This window comes from Pseudoxanthomonas winnipegensis (genome assembly GCF_030322905.1).
GTDB lineage: Bacteria > Pseudomonadota > Gammaproteobacteria > Xanthomonadales > Xanthomonadaceae > Pseudoxanthomonas_A > Pseudoxanthomonas_A winnipegensis.
The window spans coordinates 3,714,905-3,735,989 of the sequence record NZ_CP095475.1 but is presented as its reverse complement, the minus strand read 5'-3'; the positions used below and the strand labels follow the sequence as shown (position 1 = coordinate 3,735,989).

The window sequence follows — 21,085 nt, the reverse complement described above, 5'->3', positions numbered from 1 at the left end:
CGCGCCGGGCGTAGGACCTTCGGCAGGGGAGGGCGGACCGCCGGGGCGGTAGGATCACCGGTCCGTGCGTGGCCGGGCTGGTGCCCGGCGCGCTTCACCTGATTGCCTGGGGATCCGCATGCTCCTGAAATCCACTGCCCCGCGCCTGCTCGGTGCCTTGGCCCTGGCCGCGTGCGCGGCCGGCGCCTGGGCGCAGACGCCGACCGTGTCGGCCGCCGACTACGCCCGCGCCGGCGCGCTGATGTTCGCCCAGCCGCTGGTCGACCACGCCGTCACCCGCGTGACCTGGCTGGACGACACGCACTTCGTCTACACCGATCACGACGCCAGCGGCGACCGCCTGCTGCAGACCGACACGGCGACCGGGACCACTGCGCCGCTGTTCGACGCCAAGGCGCTGGCCGCCTCGCTCAACACGCTGCTGGAGACCAAGGACAAGCCGATCAAGGCCGACAAGCTGGGCATCCGCGGCATCGCCCTGACCGCCGACGGCCGCTACCGCTTCGCCATGCGCGGCACCGAGGTGGTCTGCGACGCCAGCGCCAAGTGCGCCAAGGTCTACGCCAAGCAGGGCGCCGAGCCCGGCGCCCTGTCGCCGGACAAGAAGTCCGAGGCCTTCATCCGCGACTGGAACCTGTGGGTGCGCGACCTGGCCACCGGCAAGGAGACCCAGCTGACCACCGATGGCGTCAAGGACTACGGCTACGCCACCGACAACGCCGGCTGGAAGCACACCGACAGCGCCATCGTCGAGTGGTCGCCGGATTCGCGCAAGATCGCCACCTTCCAGCAGGATCAGCGCAAGACCAGCGACATGTACCTGGTCAGCACCAAGGTCGGCGCGCCCAAGCTGGAGGCGTGGAAGTACCCGCTGCCCGGCGACAAGCACGTGACCATGATCGAGCGGGTGATCATCGATGTGCCCACCCGCCAGGTCACGCGCCTGAAGATGGAGCCGGACCAGCACCGCTCCACGCTGTGCGACGACATCAGCTGCGGCCCGGACGGCGGCTGGGACGATGTGAAGTGGGCGCCGGACAGCAAGACCGTGGCCTTCGTGTCGACCTCGCGCTTCCACAAGGACGCCTGGTTCCGCATCGCCGACGCGGCCACCGGCGCGGTGCGCACCGTGTTCTCCGAACACGTCAAGACCCAGTACGAGAGCGGCAACGGCACGGCCAACTGGGCCTATCTGCCGGCCAGCAACGAGGCGGTGTGGTTCTCCGAGCGCTCCGACTGGGGCCAGCTGTACCTGTACGACCTGACCACCGGCAAGCTCAAGCACGCCATCACCACCGGTGAGGGCAACGTCACCGAGATGCTCAAGGTCGATCCGGCCACGCGCACGGTGTGGTTCCGCGGCGTCGGCCGCACCCCCGGCCTGAATCCGTATTACCAGCAGTTCTGGAAGGTCAGCCTGGACGGCGGCGCGCCGACCCTGCTCACGCCCGAGGCGTCCGACCACACCGTGGCGCTGTCGCCCGACGGCAAGCTGTTCGTCGATGCGTACTCGACCACCACCGTGCCGCCGGTGACCGTGCTGCGCAGCGCGGCCGACGGCAAGGACGTGGCGCCGATCGCCAAGGCCGACATCACCCGCCTGAAGGCCGCCGGCTGGGTGCCGCCGGAGCCGTTCACGGTCAAGGCGCGCGACGGCAAGACCGACCTGTACGGGATCCTGTTCAAGCCGTCCAACTTCGATCCGTCCAAGAAGTACCCGATCGTCAACTACATCTATCCCGGTCCGCAGACCGGCTCGGTGCGCGGGCGCAGCTTCCTGGCCGCGCACGGCGACAACCAGTCGCTGGCCGAACTGGGCTTCATCGTGGTGGCCATCGACGGCATGGGCACGCCGTGGCGCTCCAAGTCCTTCCACGACACCTGGTACGCCGACATGGCCGACAACACGCTGCCCGACCAGGTGGCCGGCATGAAGGAACTGGCCGCGCGCTATCCGTGGATCGACCTGTCGCGTGCCGGCATCTGGGGCCATTCGGGCGGCGGCAACGCCTCCACCGCGGCGATCCTGCGCTACCCGGACCTGTTCAAGGTGGCCTGGTCGGAGAGCGGCAACCACGACAACCGCGGCTACGAAGACGACTGGGCCGAGCGCTACCAGGGCGAGCTGATCGTCGGCAAGGACGGCAAGAGCAACTACGATGCCCAGGCCAACCAGTCGCTGGCCGGCAACCTCAAGGGCCATCTGATGCTGGTGCACGGGACGCTGGACGACAACGTGCCGCCGTACCTGACCCTGCTGGTGGCCGACGCGCTGATGAAGGCCAACAAGGACTTCGACATGCTGATGATCCCCAACGCCCGCCACGGCTATGGGGCCATGACGGCCTATGTCGCGCGTCGGCGCTGGGATTACTTCGTGCGCTACCTGGCCGGCGGCACGCCGCCGGCGCAGTACGACCTGCAGATGCCGAAGGATTGATCGCGAGCGGTCGATCTTCGCGCTGCCGATCGTGTTCGAGAGAGGCCGGGTCTTGCGAAGGATCCGGCCCTTCTCTTTTTCAGATCTGCATTCCCGCGAAAGCGGGATCCAGGGACGTCGCGCTTCGCTTCTGTTGGTGCCTTGAGATTCCACCGCAAGTCACAGCGAGAGGCAGGCCCCTAGAGAAACGCCGGTGCAAAACCGGCGCTTCTCTTCATCTTTTTCGTCGAATGGATCAGGTCTTCGACTCGAGCGGAAGCAGGCTCACAGGCCGGGTTTGCCCGATCAGGATCTCCTGCCCGTTCTGGTCCTTGACATGCAGGCGGGTGCGCTGCGCTTCGGCGGTACTCGGCTGCCCTTCACATCGCTCCATGCACATCTCCAGCTTGGTCTCGCACTGATCTTCGGGATTGCCACTGGACAGACACTGCCTGTACGCCATGTTGCACACGGCGACACACGACGCCTCCGCCTTTCCGGGGGTGAGTGAGAGGGCGGTGCCAACCGCCAGCGCGGCTCCAACGATGATTGCTTTCATCCGTCAATCTCCTTTTGGTGGGAATCATTCCCGTTGCAGTTCTAGCACTGCCGAGCTGCCGCTGGCGCAACCGTCATCACGGTCTGCTCGCGATACGAATGCTCACCCGACTTGGCCACCATGAGCGAACAGTTCCGGACGTCCGCAATGTAAATCGCGACTCCGTGCGAGCGAACGATCGATCGCAACGCAACACCCGATCCCGCCCGCACATCGTCCCGCCCGACGACAGCCAAACAGAGCAAGCGCTGTGTCATGTCAACGTTTCCGGTGGCCTGTCCCACCGGCCGCGCGCGATACTGCGCATCCCATGCGCAAGATCCTCCACATCGATATGGATGCCTTCTACGCATCGGTCGAACAGCGCGACGACCCGTCCCTGCGCGGCAAGCCCGTGGTGGTGGCCTGGCGCGGCGCGCGCTCGGTGGTGTGCGCGGCCAGCTACGAGGCGCGCGTGTTCGGCGTGCGCTCGGCCATGCCGGCGGTGCGCGCCGAGCGGCTGTGTCCGGACGCGGTCTTCGTGCCGCCCGACTTCACCCGCTATAAGGCCGTCTCGCGGCAGGTGCGCGAGATCTTCCTGGCCCATACCGACCTGGTCGAGCCGCTGTCGCTGGACGAGGCCTACCTGGACGTGACCGACCCCAAGATCGCCTCGCCCAGCGCCACGGCCACCGCGCAAGCGATCCGCGCGCAGATCTTCGAGACCACGCAGCTGACCGCCTCGGCGGGCATCGCGCCCAACAAGTTCCTGGCCAAGATCGCCTCGGACTGGAACAAGCCCAACGGACAGTACGTGATCAAGCCGGCGCAGGTCGAGGCGTTCCTGACGCCGCTGCCGGTCGGGCGCATCCCCGGCGTGGGCAAGGTCGCCGAGCAGAAGCTGGCCGAGCTGGGCATCGCCACGGTCGGCGAGCTGCGCGCGTGCTCGCTGGAGGAGCTCACCCTGCGCTTCGGTCGCTTCGGCGCGGCGCTGCACCGGCGCGCGCGCGGCATCGACGAGCGCCCGGTGGAGCCGGACCAGCCGGTGCAGTCGATCTCGGCCGAGGACACCTTCGCCGTGGACGTGCCGCTGGAGGAGCTGGACGAACCGATCGTGCGCATGGCGGCCAAGGCGTGGGCGGCCACGCGCAAGACCCCGCGCATCGGCCATACCGTGGTGCTCAAGCTCAAGACCGCGCAGTTCCGCATCCTCACCCGCAGTTTCACGCCCGAGGCGCCGCCGGCCTCGCTGGAAGCCTTCACCCGCATCGCGCTGGCCCTGCGCGAGCGCGTGGACCTGCCCGCCGACACGCGCTATCGCCTGGTCGGCGTGGGCCTGTCGGGATTCCGCGAGCGCGAGGAGGTGGCGGTGCAGGGCGCGCTGTTCGACCACGATCTGGCGCCCGCGGGCGATGACAAACCGGCCATGTGATTGTTTAACGCGCGGCGCGCGCACTAGCATCGGCGCCCATGTCGTTGCGCATCGTCCCTCGCTGGCTGTCCTGGCTGCGCCCGCCGGCGCTGGCCGTGCTGCTGCTGGCGGTGCTGGCCAATCCGGTGCTGGCGGCGGTGGGCGATCTGCATGAGGCCACGCGCGGCAGCGCCGCGCACCTGCATCAGGCCGACGGGCACGCGCTGGCCGCCGACGCGGACGATGCCGACGATGCGGGCGATCTGCTGCATGCGCTGATGCATGCGGCCCACTGCTGCGGCCACCTGACCGCGATCCCCTCGCAGTTCGCGCTGCTGCCGATGGCGGCGGTGCGTGCGGCCCCGCAGGCGCGTGCGGACCTGCCCGCGCGTTCGCACACCCCGAGCCTGGCGCTGCGTCCGCCGATCGCGGCCTGACGATCCCTCGCCCGCGGCGCCCGTGAAGGCTGCGCCGCAGGGATTCGTCATCGCCCTTTCGGAGATTCCCCATGTGGTTGCGACTGGCGGCATTGGCCGCCTTCGCGGCCGTGCCCTGCGCGTTGGCGCAGGACCGGCCGCCGGCTCCTCTGAGCCTGGACGAGGCGCTGCGGCGCGTGTCCGACACCCATCCCCAGCTGCGCCTGATCGACGGCGAGCGGCCCGTGCTGGAGGCGCGCCGTGACGCCGCCGCGCTGGCACCGGCGACCAGCCTCGGCGTGGAGCTGGAGAACGCGCTGGGCAGCGGCCAGACCCGCGCCTTCGACAGCGCCGAGCTGACCGTCTCGCTGTCCGGCGTGCTCGAACGCGGCGGCAAGCTCGACGCGCGCCGTGCGCTGGCCCAGGCCAACCTGGACGCGCTGGCGCCGCGGCGCGAGGCCGCCCGCCTGGACGTGCTGGCCCAGGTCGCCCAGCGCTACCAGGCCATCGCCCTGGCCCAGCGCGCGCTGGCCATCGCGCGGCTGGACATCGACCAGCGCCGGCGCGCCGTGCAGGCGGCGCAGGCGCGGCTGCAGGCCGGCGCCTCGCCCGAGTCGGTGCTGCTGACCGCACAGGCGCAGCTGGCCCAGGCCGAACTGGACCGCGACCGCGCGCTGGCGGCCGGCCAGGCCGCGCGCCGCCAGCTGGCCACGCTGTGGGGCCAGCGCGAGGCCGATTTCGACGCGGTCAGCGGCGATCTGGAGGCCCTGCCGCGGCTGGAATCCTTCGACGCCCTGAGCCGTCTGCTCGAACGCACGCCGGAGCTGGCCATCGTCGCCGGCCAGGCGCGCGTGAGCGAGGCGCAGCTGCGCCTGGCCACCAGTGCGCGCAGTGCCGATGTGCAATGGCAGCTGGGCGTGCGCCGCCTGCAGGACGCCGGCGACACCGCGCTGGTGGCAGGCTTCAGCCTGCCGCTGGGCGGCGCGCGCCGCGCCGAGCCGGAGATCCGCGCGGCCCAGGCCGAGCTCGCGGTCAGCACGCTGCAGCGCGACGCGGTGCTGCTGCAGCTGCATGCGACGCTGGCCGAGGCGCACGGTCGCTACCTGACCGCGCAACTGGAGACACAGCGCCTGGCGCGCGACGTGCTGCCGCGCCTGCAGCAGGCCGAACGCGCCGCCGAACGCGCCTGGCGCGCCGGCGCCATCAGCTACCTGGAATGGGCGCAGCTGCAGGCCCAGCGCGTGGAGGCGCTGCGGCGCCAGCTCGACGCCGCCGCGCAGGCCCAGACCGCCCTCATCGAACTGCAGCGCCTGACCGGGCAACCGGTGGTGGCGCCCCACGCTGCGCAGGAGATCAGCCCATGAACACGTATTCCCGCCTCCCGCGCTGCCTGCTGCTGTTCGGCACGCTGCTGCTGGCCGCCTGCGGCAAGGACGCGACGCCGGCCGTCGCGACGGACGATCACGCGCAAACCGCCACCCGCGACGAACACGCCGATACGCCGCAAGGTGCGCAGGAGGACGCCGAGGCCGACAGCACGGTGATCCCCGCGGACATCGCGCGCGAGGCCGGCATCCGCGTCGCCCCGGCCGGGCCGGGCACCATCGCCGACGCGCACGAGGTGCAGGGCGTGCTGACGCCGGTCGATGGCCGCATCGCCCAGGCCACCGCGCGCTTCCCCGGCCCGGTGCGCAGCCTGCGCGCCAACGTCGGCGATCGCGTGCGCGCCGGGCAGGCGCTGGCCAGCATCGAAAGCAATCTCAGCCTGACCTCCTACACCGTCAGTGCGCCGATCGGTGGCGTGATCACCGCACGCAGCGCGCAGCTGGGCGGGGTGGTGGGCGAGGGCGCCGCGCTGTTCGAGATCGCCGACCTGTCCACGCTGTGGGTGGACCTGCATGTCTTCGGCAGCGACACCCAGCACATCACCGCCGGCGTGCCGGTCACCGTGACCCGGATGACCGATGGCGTCAGCACCCGCACCACGCTCGAACGCGTGCTGCCCGGCACGGCCACGGCCAGCCAGAGCACCGTGGCGCGCGCGCTGCTGCGCAACGACGACGGCCTGTGGCGCCCGGGCGCGGCGGTGAAGGCGCGCATCGTGGTGGCCACCACGCCGGCGGCGCTGGTGGTACCGCTGGACGCGCTGCAGACGCTGGAGGGGCGGCAGGTGGTGTTCGTGCGCGAGGGCCAGGACCGCTACGTCGCCCGCGCGGTCGAACTGGGCCAGCGCGACGCGACCCAGGCGGCCGTGCTCGCCGGGCTGAAGCCAGGCGAGCAGGTCGTGGTCGAGCAGAGCTATGTGGTCAAGGCCGATCTCGGCAAGGCGGGGGCCGGCCATGCGCATTGAGACTGCCGTCCACGCCGGGCCTAGCACTCGGCCGTTCCCTTCGTTGCCGCGTACGCGGGAATCCAGCGCCTTCGCGCTCGAAGGGACGACATCGCCACATCACGGGCGTCCCGCATGCGCGCAGATGAAGCCGATGCAGGCGATGGCGTCTGTCGCACGAGGCATGACCAACACGGTCCCAGGAGGACACTCCCATGCTTGAGTCCATCCTGCGCCTCAGCATCGCCCACCGCTGGCTGGTCCTGGCGCTGACCGGCGTACTCATCGCCGTCGGCGCCTGGAGCTTCACCAAGCTTCCCATCGACGCCACGCCGGACATCACCAACGTCCAGGTGCAGATCAACACCGCCGCGCCCGGCTACGCACCGCAGGAGGCCGAGCAGCGCATCACCTTCCCGGTGGAGACGGCCATGGCTGGCCTGCCCGGCCTGGAGCGCACGCGCTCGCTGTCGCGCTATGGGCTTTCGCAGGTGACCGTGTCCTTCGTCGATGACACCGACCTGTACTTCGCCCGGCAACAGGTGGCCGAACGCCTGCAGCAGGTGCGCGCGCAGCTGCCCGAGGGCCTGGACCCGCAGCTGGGGCCCATCGCCACCGGTCTGGGCGAGATCTTCGCCTACACCGTCGACGCCGCGCCCGACGCGCGCAAGGCCGATGGCAGCCGCTACACCGCCACCGATCTGCGCACGTTGCAGGACTGGGTGATCCGCCCGCAGCTGCGGACCGTGCCCGGCGTGACCGAGGTCAACACCATCGGTGGCCACGCGCGGCAGATCCACGTCACGCCCGACCCGGCGCAGCTGCGCGCGCTCGGCCTGACGCTGGAAGACGTCGTGCAGGCGCTGCGCGTCAACAACCGCAATGTCGGCGCCGGCTACATCGAGCGCAACGGCCAGCAGCTGCTGGTGCGCATCCCCGGCCAGGTCGAGGGCATCGAGCAGCTGGGCGACATCGTGCTGGCGCGGCGCGAGGGCGTGCCGATCCACGTCCACGACGTCGCCCGGGTCGCCGAGGGACCGGAGCTGCGCAGCGGCGCCGCCACCCAGGACGGGCACGAGGTGGTGCTGGGCACGGTGATGATGCTGGTCGGCGCCAACAGCCGCAGCGTGGCGCGCGCGGCGGCCGAGAAGCTCGAGGTCGCCCAGCGCAGCCTGCCGCCCGGCGTCACCGCCACGCCCACCTACGACCGCACCGCGCTGGTCGAGCGCACCATCGCCACGGTCGCCAGGAACCTGGTCGAGGGCGCGCTGCTGGTGATCGTGGTGCTGTTCGCGCTGCTGGGCAATCTGCGCGCTGCGTTGATCACCGCCGCGGTGATCCCGCTGGCGATGCTGTTCACCCTGACCGGCATGGCCCGCGGCGGCGTGTCGGCCAACCTGATGAGCCTGGGCGCGCTGGACTTCGGCCTGATCGTCGATGGCGCGGTGATCATCATCGAGCACTGCCTGCACCGCTTCGGGCTGCGCCAGCGCGAACTGGGTCGCGTGCTCACCGACGAGGAGCGCTTCGAGGAAACCGCGCGCGCCAGCGCCGAGGTGATCCGGCCCAGCCTGTTCGGCCTGGGCATCATCACCGCGGTCTATCTGCCGATCTTCGCGCTCACCGGCGTGGAGGGAAAAATGTTCCACCCCATGGCCATCACCGTGGTGCTGGCGCTGAGCGGGGCGATGCTGCTCTCGCTCACCTTCGTGCCGGCCGCCATCGCGCTGTGGCTGGGGGGACGCGTACGCACCGGCGAGAACCGGGTGATGGGCTGGCTGCGGCGAGGCTACGTGCCGCTGCTGGACGCCAGCCTGCGCCATGGGCGCGTGGTCGCCCTTGCCGCGCTCGCGCTGGTGGCGCTGTGCGGTGCGCTGGCCACGCGGCTGGGCAGCGAGTTCGTGCCGCAGCTGGACGAAGGCGATATCGCCATGCACGCCATGCGCATTCCCGGCACGTCCCTGAGCCAGTCGGTGGACATGCAGCAGCGGGTGGAGAAGCGGGTGCTGGCCTTCCCCGAGGTCGCGCGCGTGTTCTCCAGGATCGGCACGCCGGAGGTGGCCTCCGACCCGATGCCGCCCTCGGTGGCCGATACCTTCATCATGCTCAAGGACCGCGCGCAGTGGCCCGATCCGCGCAAGTCCAAGGACGCGCTGATCGGCCAGATCCAAGCCGCGGTGCAGGCGCTGCCGGGCAACAACTACGAGTTCACCCAGCCGATCCAGATGCGCATGAACGAGCTGCTTTCCGGCGTGCGCGCCGACGTGGCCGTCGCGCTGTACGGCGACGATCTGGACACGCTGCGCCAGGTCGGCGCGCGTATCGAGGCCGTGGCCCGCGCCGTGCCGGGCGCGGCCGATGTGCGCCTGGAGGAGACCGAAGGCCTGCCGCTGCTCTCCGTGCTGCCCGATCGCGCCGCGCTGGCCGGCTACGGGCTCAACGCCGGCGACGTGCAGGACACGGTGGCCACGGCGATCGGCGGCGAAGTGGCCGGCCAGCTGTTCGAAGGCGATCGCCGCTTCGACATCGTCGTGCGCCTGCCCGAGGCGCTGCGCGGCGACCCGGCCGCGCTGGCCGACCTGCCGATCTCGCTGGCCCCGGCGCTGGCCGGCGACGAAGCCGACGAGGCCGGCCGCGTCGGTGGCTGGAACACGCCACGCACGGGCGCCGCGCCGCGCACGGTGCCGCTGCGCGAGCTGGCGCGCCTGGAGATCAGCGAAGGTCCCAGCCAGATCAACCGCCAGGACGGCAAGCGCCGCATCGTCGTCACCGCCAACGTGCGCCAGGGCGACCTGGGCAGCTTCGTGCAGCGCCTGCGCGAGGCGGTCGATGCGCGGGTCGAGCTGCCGACCGGTTACTGGATCAGCTACGGCGGCAGCTTCGAACAGCTGGCATCGGCCAGCCGACGACTGGCGATCGTGGTGCCGGCGACGCTGGCGCTGATCTTCGCGCTGTTGTTCTGGGCCTTCGGCAATGCGCGCGAGGCGGCGGTGGTGTTCACCGGGGTGCCGCTGGCGCTCACCGGCGGCGTGCTGGCGCTGGCAATGCGCGGACTGCCGCTGTCGATCTCGGCGGGCATCGGCTTCATCGCGCTGTCCGGCGTGGCCGTGCTCAACGGGTTGGTGCTGGTGAGCTTCGTGCGCGATCTGCGCGCGCGCGGCGTGGCGCTGGCCCAGGCCGTGCGCGAGGGCGCGCTCGGCCGCCTGCGCCCGGTGCTGATGACGGCGCTGGTGGCCTGCCTGGGCTTCGTGCCGATGGCGTTCAACACCGGCGCCGGCAGCGAGGTGCAGCGGCCGCTGGCCACGGTGGTGATCGGCGGCATCGTGTCCTCGACGCTGCTGACCCTGCTGGTGCTGCCGCTGCTGTATCGCTGGGCGCATCGGCGCGAGGCGGTGTAAGGCGGCGTTCGGGCTTTGCCCGACGTGTGGCCCACGGCCGCCGTCGCTGCCCGCAGGCGGCGGCGGCGGGCGGTTGCCGGGGCCTGGTAGTGCAGACGCCGCGCCTGGCTTGAACGCCGCGCTACGCGTCGGCGGCTAACATGCCGCTCCCCTTCGTCGCGTGGAGCGCACCGTGTCCTTCCCCTACCCGCTGGTGATTTTCGACCTGGACGGCACGCTGGTGGACAGCGCGCCGGACATCGCCGAGGCGGTCAACCGCACGCTGACCGACTGGAAGCTGCGGACCTTCGACCTGGCGCAGATCACCAACTGGATCGGCGAGGGCTCGCGCCAGCTGATCACCTACGCCATGCGCGCGGCCGGCAGCGATGCCGACATCGACGCGGTGATGCCCGGCTTCCTCAAGCACTACGGCGATACCGCGCTGGATGGCCAGCTGTATCCGGGCGTGGCCGACACGCTGGCGGCGCTGCACGGGCAGGGCGTGCGGCTGGCGGTGTGCACCAACAAGCCCGAGCAGTTCGTGCGCCCGCTGCTGGAGGCGCGCGGCGTGCTAGGCCTGTTCGACGGTATCGTCGGCGGCGACACGCTGCCCCAGCGCAAGCCGGCGCCCGAGCCGCTATGGCACTTGGCCACGCAGTTCGGCGTGGAGCCCGGCAAGAGCCTGATGGTGGGCGATTCGGAAAGCGATGCGCTGGCCGCGCACAACGCGGGCGTGCCGCTGGTGCTGCTGCGCTACGGTTATCGCAAGCAGTACGACCTCGACGCCGCCGGCGCGGTCGCGGTGCTCGACACCTTCCCCGAACTGCTCGCGCTGCGCTGAGGGTTCAGCGCCGGCGCGGGCGCTGCGTTTTTTTCCCGACAGGCACGCAATAGGCCGCATGCAGCGCCTGCATCACGCCCAGCGCCGGGCTGTCGAGCAGGCGGTAGAAGATGGTCTGGGCCTCGCGTCGGGTGTCCACCAGCTCGGCCTGGCGCAGCACTGCCAGGTGCTGGCTCAGCGCCGACATCGACAGGGCGCTCTTGGCCTGCAGTTCGCCCACCGAAGCCTCGCCCTCCACCAGCCGGCACAGCACGCGCAGCCGCGCCGGATGCGCCAGCGCCTTCAGCAGCGCGCTCGCGGACTGGGCGTGGCTGGCCATCGCGTCGGCGTCCAGCGCAGGCGAGGGCAGGCGGGCGGGCATGGGCTTGACCTTTCGTTTTCGATGCGTCTAATTTAGATAAATCTAAAATATGACGCAACGGGAGTTTCGGATGTCACCGGCATCTTCCTCGCCGCAGGTCCAACCCTTCCACGATCCGGCCACCGGTACGCTCACCTATGTCGTGCGCGATCCGCACAGTCCGGCGGCGGTGGTGATCGATCCGCTGCTGGATTACGACGCCAACGCCGCGCGCACCTCCACCGCCTCGGCCGACGCGCTGCTGGCCTGGGTGCGCGAACAGGGGCTGGACGTGCTGTGGATCCTGGAGACCCACGCCCACGCCGACCATCTCAGCGCGGCCGGCTATCTGCGCGATGCGCTCGGCGCGGGGATCGCCATCGGTCGCGGCATCGTCGGTATACAGGCGCGCTTCAAGGCGCTGTTCGGCCTGGGCGATGAGTTCGTGGCCGATGGACGCCAGTTCGACCGTCTGCTCGACGACGGCGACGTGCTGCAGGTGGGCGCGCTGACCGTGCGCGTGCTCGCCACGCCGGGCCACACGGAGGACAGCCTGAGCTATGTGATCGGCGATGCGGCCTTCATCGGCGACACGCTGTTCGCGCCGGCCTCGGGCACGGCGCGCACCGATTTCCCCGGCGGCGATGCGGCGCAGCTGTACGTCTCGATCCAGCGCCTGCTGGCGTTGCCGGAGGACACGCGTCTGTTCCTGTGCCACGACTATCCGGCGCAGGGCGCCGCGCCGAAGGTCGAGGTCACTGTCGCCGAGCAGCGCGCGCACAACCTGCATGTCGGCCAGGGCGCGAGCGAGGCCGACTTCGTCGCCCGCCGCCGCGCGCGCGATGCGGTCCTGCCGGTGCCGCGCCTGCTGCTGCCGGCCCTGCAGGTGAACATCCGCGGCGGTCGTCTGCCGCCTGCCGAGGCGGACGGGGTGGCCTATCTGCGCCTGCCGCTCAATCGGCTGGGCGTGCAATGAGCCTGGAGTGGAGCGGCGCACTGGCCGGCGGCGTGCTGATCGGCATGTCGGCCAGCGCGCTGCTGTGGCTGACCGGGCGCATCGCCGGCGTCAGCGGCATCGCCGGGCGCGCGCTGCTGGCGCCCAGCGAGGGCCTGGCCTGGCGGCTGGCCTTCCTGGCGGGGCTGATCTGCGTGGGGAGTCTGGCGCTGCACGCGCTGCCATCCGCACAGCCCACGCGCGCCGGCTTTCCGCCGTGGCTGCTCGTCGTGGCCGGCCTGCTGGTCGGGGTCGGCACACGCATGGGCAATGGGTGCACCAGTGGTCACGGCGTCTGCGGGCTGGCGCTGCATTCGCGTCGCTCGCTGGCCGCCGTTGCGATGTTCATGGCGGTGGCGATGGCGGTGACCTTCCTGGTGCGGCATGTAGGGAGTGGTCCATGAATCGGCAGGTCTGGGCCGCGGCGGCCTGTGGCGCGCTGTTCGGCGTCGGCCTGGTGGTCTCGGGCATGACCGATCCGCAGCGCGTGCTGGGCTTCCTCGATGTCGCCGGGCGCTGGGATCCGCGTCTGCTGTTCGTCCTGGGCGGCGCGGTGTTGACCAGCGGCGCGCTGTTTCCGCTGATCCGGCGACGTCAGGCACCGGTGTGCGCGCCGTCGTTCTCGCTGCCGGCCGCACGCGCGATCGATCGTCCGCTGTTGCTGGGCGCCGCGCTGTTCGGCGCCGGCTGGGGCCTGGCCGGCTACTGCCCCGGCCCCGCGCTGGTCGGCCTCGGCGCCGGCATCGGCGAGGCGCTGTGGTTCGTGCCGGCCATGCTGGCGGGCATGGCGCTGCACCGGCTGCTGGCGGGGGCATAAAAAAAGCCGGCGCAACGCGCCGGCTTTTCTCTGCAAACCTTCTTGGGCGAAGGCTTACTGCTTGGCCTGCCAGCGCACGCTGACGGTGTACTCGCGGCCGGGCTGGTTGTACCACTGGACGGTCTCGTAGTCCTTGTCGAACACGTTGGCGGCCTTGGCCAGCAGGGTCCAGTCGCGCGACAGGGCGTATTCCAGGCGCACGTCCATCGTGCCGTAGCCGGCCAGGCGCTCGGTGTTGGCCGCGTTGTCGTAGCGCTTGCCGGCGGCGTTGCCGGTCAGGCCCAGGCGGAAGTCGCCGATCGCATAGTCCAGGTCCAGGCGCGCGGTGTCGCGTGCGCGGCGCGCCAGCCACTTGTCGTGGTTGGCGCCGTCGCCGTCGTCGCGCGCATCGGCGTGGCTGAGCTGGGCGTTGATGTCCAGCCCGGCCAGGGTGACGAAGCCGGTCAGCTCGGCGCCGCGGATCCTGGCCTTGTCCACATTGACGATGTTGAAGGCCGTGTCGTAGCCGATCAGGTCCTCGATGCGGGTCTCGTAGGCGTTGAAGGTCCAGTTCCAGCCCTGGCCGTACTGCGCCAGGCCAAGGTTGAGCGACTTGCTCTTCTCCGGCTTGAGGTTCGGATTGCTGAAGCCCGGGTAGTACAGGTCGTTGAAGTTGGGCGCCTTGAAGCCGGTGCCCGCGTTGGCGGTGAACTTGAAGCCGTTGCCGAAGCCGAAGCCATAGCCCAGGCTGCCGGTGGTGTGCGAGCCGAACTGTTCGTTGTCGTCGTTGCGCACCGAGGCCTGCAGCGCGTGCGCGCCGAAGCTGCCCTGGTACTCGGCGAACACGCCGGTGTTGTCGCGCGCGTCGATGTCGTAGGGCGTGGTGCTGGTGACGCGGTCGTTCAGCCAGTCCACGCCCAGGGTGAAGGTCTGGCCTTCGGCGAAGCGGTAGTCGCCCTGCGCCGAGGCGGTGTCGCGGCGGGTGTCGAAGGTGCTGACGAAGCTGCGCGTGCCGGTATCGGCATCGGCGAAGTAGTTGTCGGCCTCATCGTCATTGCGGCCGGCCTGCACGGTCAGCTGGAACGCCTCGTTCGGGTTCCAGCGCAGCTTGCCGCCGGCCACGCGCTGCAGGCTCTTGGCCTCATTGCCGCCGAACAGGGTGCCGTCGTATTCGTTGTAGCTGTCGGCGTTGAGGAAGTTGCCCTCCAGCGCCAGCGTGTCGGTGACGTCGATCCCGGCGCGCAGGCCGAAGGAGGTGTTGCGGTAGCCGTCGCGGTCCGGCTCGTCGGCGTAGCAGCCGGCGCCGAAGGGATGGGCCGCATCGCCGGCGGTACCGCGGCAGGCGTTGATGCCATCGGTGTCCTGGTAGCCGCCGTTGGCCGACAGCCAGCCGCGTTCGCCGCGATAGCTGAAGCCGGCGCTGTGGTCGCGCAGGCCATGGCTGCCGAAGCCGGCCTGGGCGTAGGTGGTCAGGCCCTTGCCGCCGCTGCGGGTGAAGATCTGGATGACCCCGCCGATGGCTTCGGAGCCGTACAGGCTCGAGCGCGGGCCGCGCACGATCTCGATGCGCTCGATCTGCGACACCGGCAGGTCCTGGAACGCGGCCAGCCCTGCGGTAACCGAGCCGATGCGCACGCCGTCCACCAGCACCAGCACGTGATCCGATTCGCTGCCGCGCAGGAACACGCTGGTCAGCTTGCCCGGCCCGCCCTGGTTGGCGATGTTGATGCCGGCGCGGCCAGCCAGCAGCTCGGGCAGCGAGGTCGCCTGGCTGCGCTCGATCTCCTCGCGCGAGATGACCTGCACGGGGACCAGGCTGTCCTGGACGGCGACTTCGGTGCGCGTGGCGGTGACGCTGATCTGGTCCAGATCGGTCGCGTCGTCGGCGGGCCGCGCCAGGGCGGTGGCGGAAAGGCTCAGGCCGATGGCCAGGCAGAGCAGGGTGGTCTTCATGTGGGGAACTCCGTCGCGCGCCTCGCACGTGCAAGGCAGGAAAGTCGCGGCGACGGAAGGCAACACAGGCGGACAGCGCGCACGGCAAGGCGTGGGCGCGGCACGCGCGACGCCCTCCGCATCGCAACCGGTGGTGGGTTCGGTACGAACCCGTGCTGCTCAGGCCGGTCTCCGGGCTTGCGAGCTGGAAGGCACTCCTTCCGCCGTCGCGCCTTCCCGCGTGCGCTGAAGGCACGCAGTGGCCGATGCGTTGGCATGGCTCGCTTACCGTTGCGGGGGCAGCGCCGGATTCGTCCCGTGGCGGGGCTCACCGGCTTCCCGTTTCAACCTGGACGCGGTGGATGCGCGGCAGGTCACCTGAAAGCGGCGCGGATTGTACGCGATCCAGCGCCTGGCGCGGCGCTCAGTCGCTGTCGCGGCCGGGGCTGTCGAAGAAATCGAACGCCGGCGCGGCGCCGCCTTCCTCGTCGTGGCGGGTGGTGGTCACCGGTGCGGCGGCGGGGCGGCCGCGCGGGGCGGGCAATGCGGCGGCGGCGACCTCGACCTCGGCGACCATCTGCTGGCGGCGGGCGTCGGGCACGTCCTGCCAGTGGCAGCCCAGCAGGGCGCCTTCCAGGGCATAGAGCAGGTTGAGGCTGGGGCGGAAGCCGGCGCGCTTGATGCGCATAAAGGCTTCCACGGGACCGGCCGCGCGCAGGTCCTCTTCGGTGCGCAGGCCGACCTGACGCAGCCACGCAGCGGACTTGGGGCCGATGTTGCGCAGCTGCGTGGTGCTCACGCCAGGGCGTCCACGAAGGCCGCGGCGATGGCTTCCAGGCCGCGCTGGTCGTCTTCGTCGAAGCGGCCCAGCTGGGGGCTGTCGATGTCCAGCACGCCGATCAGGGCGCCGTCCTTCACCAGCGGCACCACCAGCTCCGAGCGCGAGGCCGCGTCGCAGGCGATATGGCCGGGGAAGGCTTCCACGTCGTGGACGCGCTGGGTCTGGCGGGTGCTGGCCGCCGCGCCACACACACCCTTGTCCAGGGCGATGCGCACGCACGCCGGCAGGCCCTGGAACGGCCCGACCACCAGCTCGGTGCCATCGAAGAAATAGAAGCCGGCCCAGTTGAAGCCGGGCAGTGCGTGGTAGAGCAGCGCGGCGAGGTTGGCGGCGTTGGCGATGCGGTCGGTTTCCCCGTACATCAGGCCGCGCGCCTGCTCCAGCAGCTGCGCGTATTGCTCGGGCTTGGTCCCGGAGAGGGTCTGGGTCGCGAATGACATGTCGTGGATTCTACGACGCATGGCGCGCAGACCGGCCATGTTGTTGCAGGAAACGCTATGTCCCCGGTGCGCGCGGCGCGGGAAGCTGGTTCTTGCGATCGAGGGTCGCGGGGGCGTGCGCGTTCTGGCTTCGGTTGGGCAGCGGTCCGGCGGGCGGTGTCCGCTTTTCCCTCAGTCGGGGCGTCATGCCCTGCCTTAAGGCGCTCGGCTTCCTGCCTCGCTCGTCGCGACCCCCGCCCGCCGGCCCGCTGCCGCGCGCGTCGAGATGATCGGCTTTGGTCGAAAGAGGTCCTGCTTGGTTCACTGGGGAGCCTCGACCGTTCGGGCCCGTGACGGCGCGCGATCGGACTCCCATCTCCGTGGGAGCGACTGTCTCCTCAATCTGTAGAGCGGAGCTTGCTTCGCTGCGCTTCGTTCGGTTCATGGGGAGGGCCCCAGCGGAGCGAGCTCCGCTCTACAGGGCTCACACCGAGCACGGGCAGAGCGAAGGGCGGTCGGCGAAGCGTGTTCCCCGGCCCTGCACCCTGGTGGCGGAGACAAAAAAAAGGCCCGACAGGGGGAGGGACCTGTCGGGCCTGGATTTGTGCGGGGGGAGGGACCCACACAAATGGGGGTTGCGTGGCGCGGTGCGCCGGCGCGAGAACTGCTGTTGCGACGCAGCATAACGCCGGACTTGGTGCGATGCAACATCCCTTGTGCGTACGACCGACGAACGGTCGGCCGCGGGTCGATGACGCGCCCTGGCGTCAGTCCGCGCGCGGTCCGCGATAGCGACTGCCGGCCGTGCAGGTCTCGTGGACCACAACCTGGCTCAGCATCGGCAGGGCCGGCTTGAGGTGGTCCCAGATCCACTCGGCGATGCGCTCGCTGGTCGGGTTGTCCAGGCCCTCGATGTCGTTGAGGTAGTGGTGGTCGAGCCGTTCGTAGAGCGGCTTGAAAGCCGCCTTGACGTCGGCGAAGTCCATCACCCAGCCGGTGTGCGGATCCAGGGGGCCGGTCAGATGCAGTTCGACGCGGAAGGAATGGCCGTGCAGGCGGGCGCACTTGTGCCCCTCGGGCACGTTCGGCAGCCGGTGCGCGGCCTCGAAAGTGAAGACCTTGAAGATGTCCATGGCGGGCAGTCCGGGGCCGGCGCGTAGGCGTCGGCGGTGAAGGAAAGGAGACGCGCCGGCCTGCGGCGCGTCCCCGATGGCAGCTTAGTGCGCGGCGCGCGGCGCGCTCTGGCGCCGACCGCCGTCGCGGCGGCCGCCGTTGTTGGGCGCGCTGCCGCTGCCGTGCTTCTTCGGGCCGGCGTGGGCGTGGGCCTGCGCCTGGCGCGGGGCGTCGCCGTGCGGGCGGCGGCCGTGGCGGCGCGGCGGACGGGTGCCCGACGGCTGCTCGGCCTTGCCCGGCGCGCTGTTGCCCCAGCGGATCGGATGCTGCGGCACGAAGCCCTCCACATCGCGGATCTCCACGTCGCGGCCCAGCAGGCGCACGATCTGGCGCAGCAGCTTGGCGTCTTCCTGCGCGACCAGCGACACCGCCTCGCCGGTGGAGCCGTTGCGGCCGGTGCGGCCGATGCGGTGCACGTAGTCCTCGGCCACCATCGGCAGGTCGAAGTTGATCACCTTGGGCAGCTGGTCGATATCGATGCCGCGCGCGGCGATATCGGTGGCCACCAGCACGTTGATCTTGCCGGCCTTGAAATCGCGCAGCGCGCGCAGGCGCTGGGCCTGGCTCTTGTTGCCGTGGATCGCCGCGGTCTGGATGCCGGACTTCTCCAGGAAGGTGGCCAGCTTGTCGCTGCCGTGCTTGGTCTTGGCGAACACCAGCGTCTGCACGCGCGTGTCGGCCGCCAGCAGGTGCAGCAGCAGCTCGCGCTTGCGCGCGCTGTCCACCGGGTGCACGCGGTGGGCGATGGTGTCGGCCACGGTGTTCTTCGGTGTGACCTGGATTTCCAGCGGGTCGACCATGAACTCGCGCGCCAGCGCCTTGATCGGCTCGGCGAAGGTGGCCGAGAACAGCAGCGTCTGCCGGTCCTGCTTGGGCAGCTTGGCCAGGATGCGCTTGATCGAGGGCAGAAAGCCCATGTCGAGCATGCGGTCGGCCTCGTCCAGCACCAGGATCTCGATGCCCGACAGGTCCACGCTGCGGCGCTCGATGTGGTCCAGCAGGCGGCCCGGGCAGGCGATGACCAGGTCCACGCCACGACGCAGCGCGTCCAGCTGCGGGCCCATGCCCACGCCGCCGTAGATGGTCGCGGCCGGGATGCGCAGGTACTTGCTGTAGTCGCGCAGGCTCTCGAAGACCTGCGTGGCCAGCTCGCGGGTCGGGGTCAGCACCAGCGCGCGCGGCCGGCGCGGGCCACGGGTGACCTCCTGCGAGGACGTACCCAGGTGCTGCAGCAGCGGCAGACCGAAGGCGGCGGTCTTGCCGGTGCCGGTCTGCGCGCCGGCCAGCAGGTCGCGGCCTTCCAGCGCCGGCGGGATCGCCTGCTCCTGGATCGGGGTGGGATGTTCATAACCCTGCTCGGTCAGCGCGCGCAGCAGGAACGGGGCAAGCCCCAGGGATTCAAACGACATGAGAAAACTCCGGATGGACGCCCACGCCGCGCGGCCCCTGCCTGATCCGTGCGACGCGAAAGCGCCGCCGGCCACGCAAGCCAACGCGAGGAGAAGCGTGTGTTGCCCGAAGCGTTCCCGAACCGCGCTGCGAGTAACTGGATGGGCGGCCCGTGCCGACACTGGCGCGAACCGTCTTTGCGAAGCGAAAAGGCGTCGGAAGGAAGGGGGGCGAGGCGGGCGTAGGGCCCGGGCCGCGCCGCTGGTCCCGTCAAGGGAAACACGACTGCCGCTAGCGAAGCGCGTCGATGGTAGCAGATTCCAGGCCCGCCCGTGGCCCCGCCTCACCCCCGCCCCGCCCCGCGGCGCTTCTGACGAGCGCCACTGCCACCTCCGATCACGTCACGGCCTTTGTAGAGCGGAGCTTGCTCCGCTGCTTTTCGTCCGGATCATGGGAAAGCCCCAGCGGAGCAAGCTCCGCTCTACAAAGGCCGGATCATAGGAAAGCCCCAGCGGAGCAAGCTCCGCTCTACAAAGGCCGGATCATGGGAAGGCCCCAGCGGAGCAAGCTCCGCTCTACAAGGGCCGGATCATGGGAAGGCCCCAGCGGAGCAAGCTCCGCTCTACAGGGGGGGGGGGGCGCCATGGCGGCGATGTGGCTTTCCCACGGACCATCCGACCCCCCAACACCAGGGGCGTATCATGCAGCCTCAGTTAAGGCAGAGCGGCCGATCCGACCATGAGCCTGCGCATCCAACGCAATCCCACCGACCCCAACCAGACCAGCGTGGAGGGCCACGGCTGCCGCGTCTGCCTGGTGCGCCATCTCGCCGTGTGCACCGCGCTGCCGCCCGATCAGGCCAAGGCGCTGGAGGCGATGACCGGCGACACCCATCTGCGCGCCGGCGAGTTGCTGGCGCGCGAAGGCGAGCCGCGGCGCTACGTCTTCACCGTGCAGAGCGGCGCCCTGCGCCGCACCCGCACGCTGGCCGACGGCCGCCGGCTGGTGGCCGGGTTCCTGATGCAGGGCGACTACATCGGCTTCTCCGGCGCCAGCCATTACCGGCACACCATCGAGGCGATCACCGACGCCAGCCTGTGCGCGGTCTCCCAGCCCGGCATGCGCCAGCTGTGCCAGACCTATCCGGGCCTGGAGCACGAGCTGATGGAGCGCGCCTGCATCGAGCTGGACGCCACGCGCGACAAGCTGATGGCGCTGGCGCGGATGACCCCGCCCGAGCGCCTGGCCGGCTTCCTGGTGGACATGGCCGCGCGCCGCGCGCGCCAGGGCCTGGACGATGCCGTGGTCGAACTGCCGATGACGCGCACCGACATCGCCGACTACCTGGGCCTGACCATCGAGACGGTTAGCCGCTGCTTCACCCGCCTGCGCACCGACGCGCTGATCGCCACGCCCGAGCCGCACACCGTGCGCCTGCTCGACCGCGACAGACTCGAGGCGTTGGCGGCCGCCGCCTGAGGCGTCCGCGCGGTCCCTAGGGACTGATGCTGTAGGTGATGTACAGGCCGCCGCCGGTGAGTACCACCATCGCCACGATGAAGGCCACGTCGGCCACCTGTTCGAGCCGGTGGTTGCGCGTACCGGTGCGCAGCCCGAAGTAGGACACCAGCGTGGCGATCAGGAAGATCACCGCGTCCCAGGCCAGCAGGTCGTCGGCCAGGGTCGCCTTCTGATTCACCGCCGCCGCCACGTGCAGCAGGCCGACCCCGGTCAGGCACACGCCGACCATGGCCGCCGAGATCGGGCAGATCAGCGCGCAGATCTTCTCGTCGAGCTTGCTGCGTGCGGGGTCGTACATGGCCGAACGTGTGGGGGTACGAACGTCGACTCTAGCGCAGCTGCGCGC

19 protein-coding genes and 1 riboswitch are annotated in these 21,085 nt (G+C 70.6%); of the genes, 11 read left to right on the top strand and 8 right to left on the bottom strand.

The window, feature by feature from the left end:
* Positions 1-118: 118 nt before the first annotated feature.
* Positions 119-2,440 carry a S9 family peptidase gene (locus MWN52_RS16425; protein ID WP_286575554.1) on the top strand — a complete coding sequence of 774 codons (2,322 nt, stop codon included), beginning with the start codon at positions 119-121 and terminating at the stop codon, positions 2,438-2,440.
* A 235-nt stretch (positions 2,441-2,675) separates the two neighbouring features.
* Here MWN52_RS16425 and MWN52_RS16420 read toward each other — a convergent pair whose 3' ends face one another.
* Positions 2,676-2,978 carry a hypothetical protein gene (locus MWN52_RS16420; protein WP_130516470.1) on the bottom strand — a complete coding sequence of 101 codons (303 nt, stop codon included), beginning with the start codon at positions 2,976-2,978 and terminating at the stop codon, positions 2,676-2,678.
* Between the two features lie 310 nt (positions 2,979-3,288).
* Between MWN52_RS16420 and dinB the strand changes: the two genes are divergently transcribed.
* The 6 genes from dinB (at position 3,289) to gph (ending at position 11,334) form a co-directional block, all read left to right on the top strand.
* Positions 3,289-4,389, top strand: a complete 1,101-nt coding sequence (dinB, locus tag MWN52_RS16415; protein ID WP_286575553.1) for a DNA polymerase IV — start codon at positions 3,289-3,291, stop codon at positions 4,387-4,389.
* 38 nt (positions 4,390-4,427) lie between these two features.
* Positions 4,428-4,805 (top strand): hypothetical protein, encoded by a 378-nt coding sequence (locus tag MWN52_RS16410; RefSeq protein WP_286575552.1) that lies wholly within the window; start codon positions 4,428-4,430, stop codon positions 4,803-4,805.
* A gap of 71 nt (positions 4,806-4,876) precedes the next feature.
* The gene (locus MWN52_RS16405) at positions 4,877-6,148 is read left to right on the top strand and encodes a TolC family protein (RefSeq protein WP_286575551.1); all 1,272 of its coding nucleotides are present in this window, start codon (positions 4,877-4,879) and stop codon (positions 6,146-6,148) included.
* Positions 6,145-7,134, top strand: a complete 990-nt coding sequence (locus tag MWN52_RS16400; RefSeq protein ID WP_286575550.1) for an efflux RND transporter periplasmic adaptor subunit — start codon at positions 6,145-6,147, stop codon at positions 7,132-7,134. The genes MWN52_RS16405 and MWN52_RS16400 overlap by 4 nt, the downstream gene beginning before the upstream one ends.
* Before the next feature lie 194 nt (positions 7,135-7,328).
* On the top strand, positions 7,329-10,511 hold the full coding sequence (locus MWN52_RS16395) for an efflux RND transporter permease subunit (RefSeq protein ID WP_286575549.1): 3,183 nt from the start codon (positions 7,329-7,331) through the stop codon (positions 10,509-10,511).
* 172 nt (positions 10,512-10,683) lie between these two features.
* Positions 10,684-11,334, top strand: a complete 651-nt coding sequence (gene gph, locus MWN52_RS16390; RefSeq protein WP_131659652.1) for a phosphoglycolate phosphatase — start codon at positions 10,684-10,686, stop codon at positions 11,332-11,334.
* Between the two features lie 4 nt (positions 11,335-11,338).
* Here the strand turns inward: gph and MWN52_RS16385 are convergent, their stop codons facing one another.
* Positions 11,339-11,695 carry an ArsR/SmtB family transcription factor gene (locus MWN52_RS16385; protein ID WP_286575548.1) on the bottom strand — a complete coding sequence of 119 codons (357 nt, stop codon included), beginning with the start codon at positions 11,693-11,695 and terminating at the stop codon, positions 11,339-11,341.
* Between the two features lie 70 nt (positions 11,696-11,765).
* Here MWN52_RS16385 and MWN52_RS16380 point away from each other — a divergent pair, with 70 nt between their 5' ends.
* From MWN52_RS16380 to MWN52_RS16370, 3 genes are read left to right on the top strand one after another with little or no spacing between them, the layout of a single operon-like run.
* Complete coding sequence (locus MWN52_RS16380) at positions 11,766-12,650, top strand: MBL fold metallo-hydrolase (RefSeq protein WP_286575547.1); 885 nt, start codon at positions 11,766-11,768, stop codon at positions 12,648-12,650.
* Positions 12,647-13,072, top strand: a complete 426-nt coding sequence (locus MWN52_RS16375; RefSeq protein ID WP_286575546.1) for a YeeE/YedE family protein — start codon at positions 12,647-12,649, stop codon at positions 13,070-13,072. The genes MWN52_RS16380 and MWN52_RS16375 overlap by 4 nt, the downstream gene beginning before the upstream one ends.
* A complete protein-coding gene (locus MWN52_RS16370) occupies positions 13,069-13,485 on the top strand; it encodes a DUF6691 family protein (protein WP_286575545.1) in 417 nt (138 codons plus the stop codon). Before MWN52_RS16375 ends, MWN52_RS16370 begins: the two co-directional genes overlap by 4 nt.
* Before the next feature lie 54 nt (positions 13,486-13,539).
* Here MWN52_RS16370 and btuB read toward each other — a convergent pair whose 3' ends face one another.
* From btuB to MWN52_RS16345, 5 genes are all read right to left on the bottom strand, one after another.
* A complete protein-coding gene (btuB, locus tag MWN52_RS16365) occupies positions 13,540-15,417 on the bottom strand; it encodes a TonB-dependent vitamin B12 receptor (protein ID WP_130524993.1) in 1,878 nt (625 codons plus the stop codon).
* A gap of 145 nt (positions 15,418-15,562) precedes the next feature.
* A riboswitch (cobalamin riboswitch) is annotated at positions 15,563-15,795 on the bottom strand.
* Positions 15,796-15,820: 25 nt separating this feature from the next.
* The gene (locus tag MWN52_RS16360) at positions 15,821-16,195 is read right to left on the bottom strand and encodes a TfoX/Sxy family protein (protein ID WP_130516491.1); all 375 of its coding nucleotides are present in this window, start codon (positions 16,193-16,195) and stop codon (positions 15,821-15,823) included.
* On the bottom strand, positions 16,192-16,677 hold the full coding sequence (locus MWN52_RS16355) for a GAF domain-containing protein (RefSeq protein WP_286575542.1): 486 nt from the start codon (positions 16,675-16,677) through the stop codon (positions 16,192-16,194). Before MWN52_RS16355 ends, MWN52_RS16360 begins: the two co-directional genes overlap by 4 nt.
* A gap of 746 nt (positions 16,678-17,423) precedes the next feature.
* Entirely contained in the window at positions 17,424-17,789 is a 366-nt protein-coding gene (gene queD / locus MWN52_RS16350; RefSeq protein WP_130516495.1) for a 6-carboxytetrahydropterin synthase QueD, read from the bottom strand.
* 84 nt (positions 17,790-17,873) lie between these two features.
* The gene (locus MWN52_RS16345) at positions 17,874-19,238 is read right to left on the bottom strand and encodes a DEAD/DEAH box helicase (RefSeq protein ID WP_130528189.1); all 1,365 of its coding nucleotides are present in this window, start codon (positions 19,236-19,238) and stop codon (positions 17,874-17,876) included.
* A gap of 718 nt (positions 19,239-19,956) precedes the next feature.
* On the opposite strand from MWN52_RS16345, the gene MWN52_RS16340 reads away from it, so the two are divergent.
* Positions 19,957-20,697 carry a Crp/Fnr family transcriptional regulator gene (locus MWN52_RS16340; protein WP_130528190.1) on the top strand — a complete coding sequence of 247 codons (741 nt, stop codon included), beginning with the start codon at positions 19,957-19,959 and terminating at the stop codon, positions 20,695-20,697.
* 16 nt (positions 20,698-20,713) lie between these two features.
* Here MWN52_RS16340 and MWN52_RS16335 read toward each other — a convergent pair whose 3' ends face one another.
* Entirely contained in the window at positions 20,714-21,037 is a 324-nt protein-coding gene (locus MWN52_RS16335) for a hypothetical protein (RefSeq protein ID WP_130528191.1), read from the bottom strand.
* Between the last annotated feature and the right edge of the window lie 48 nt (positions 21,038-21,085).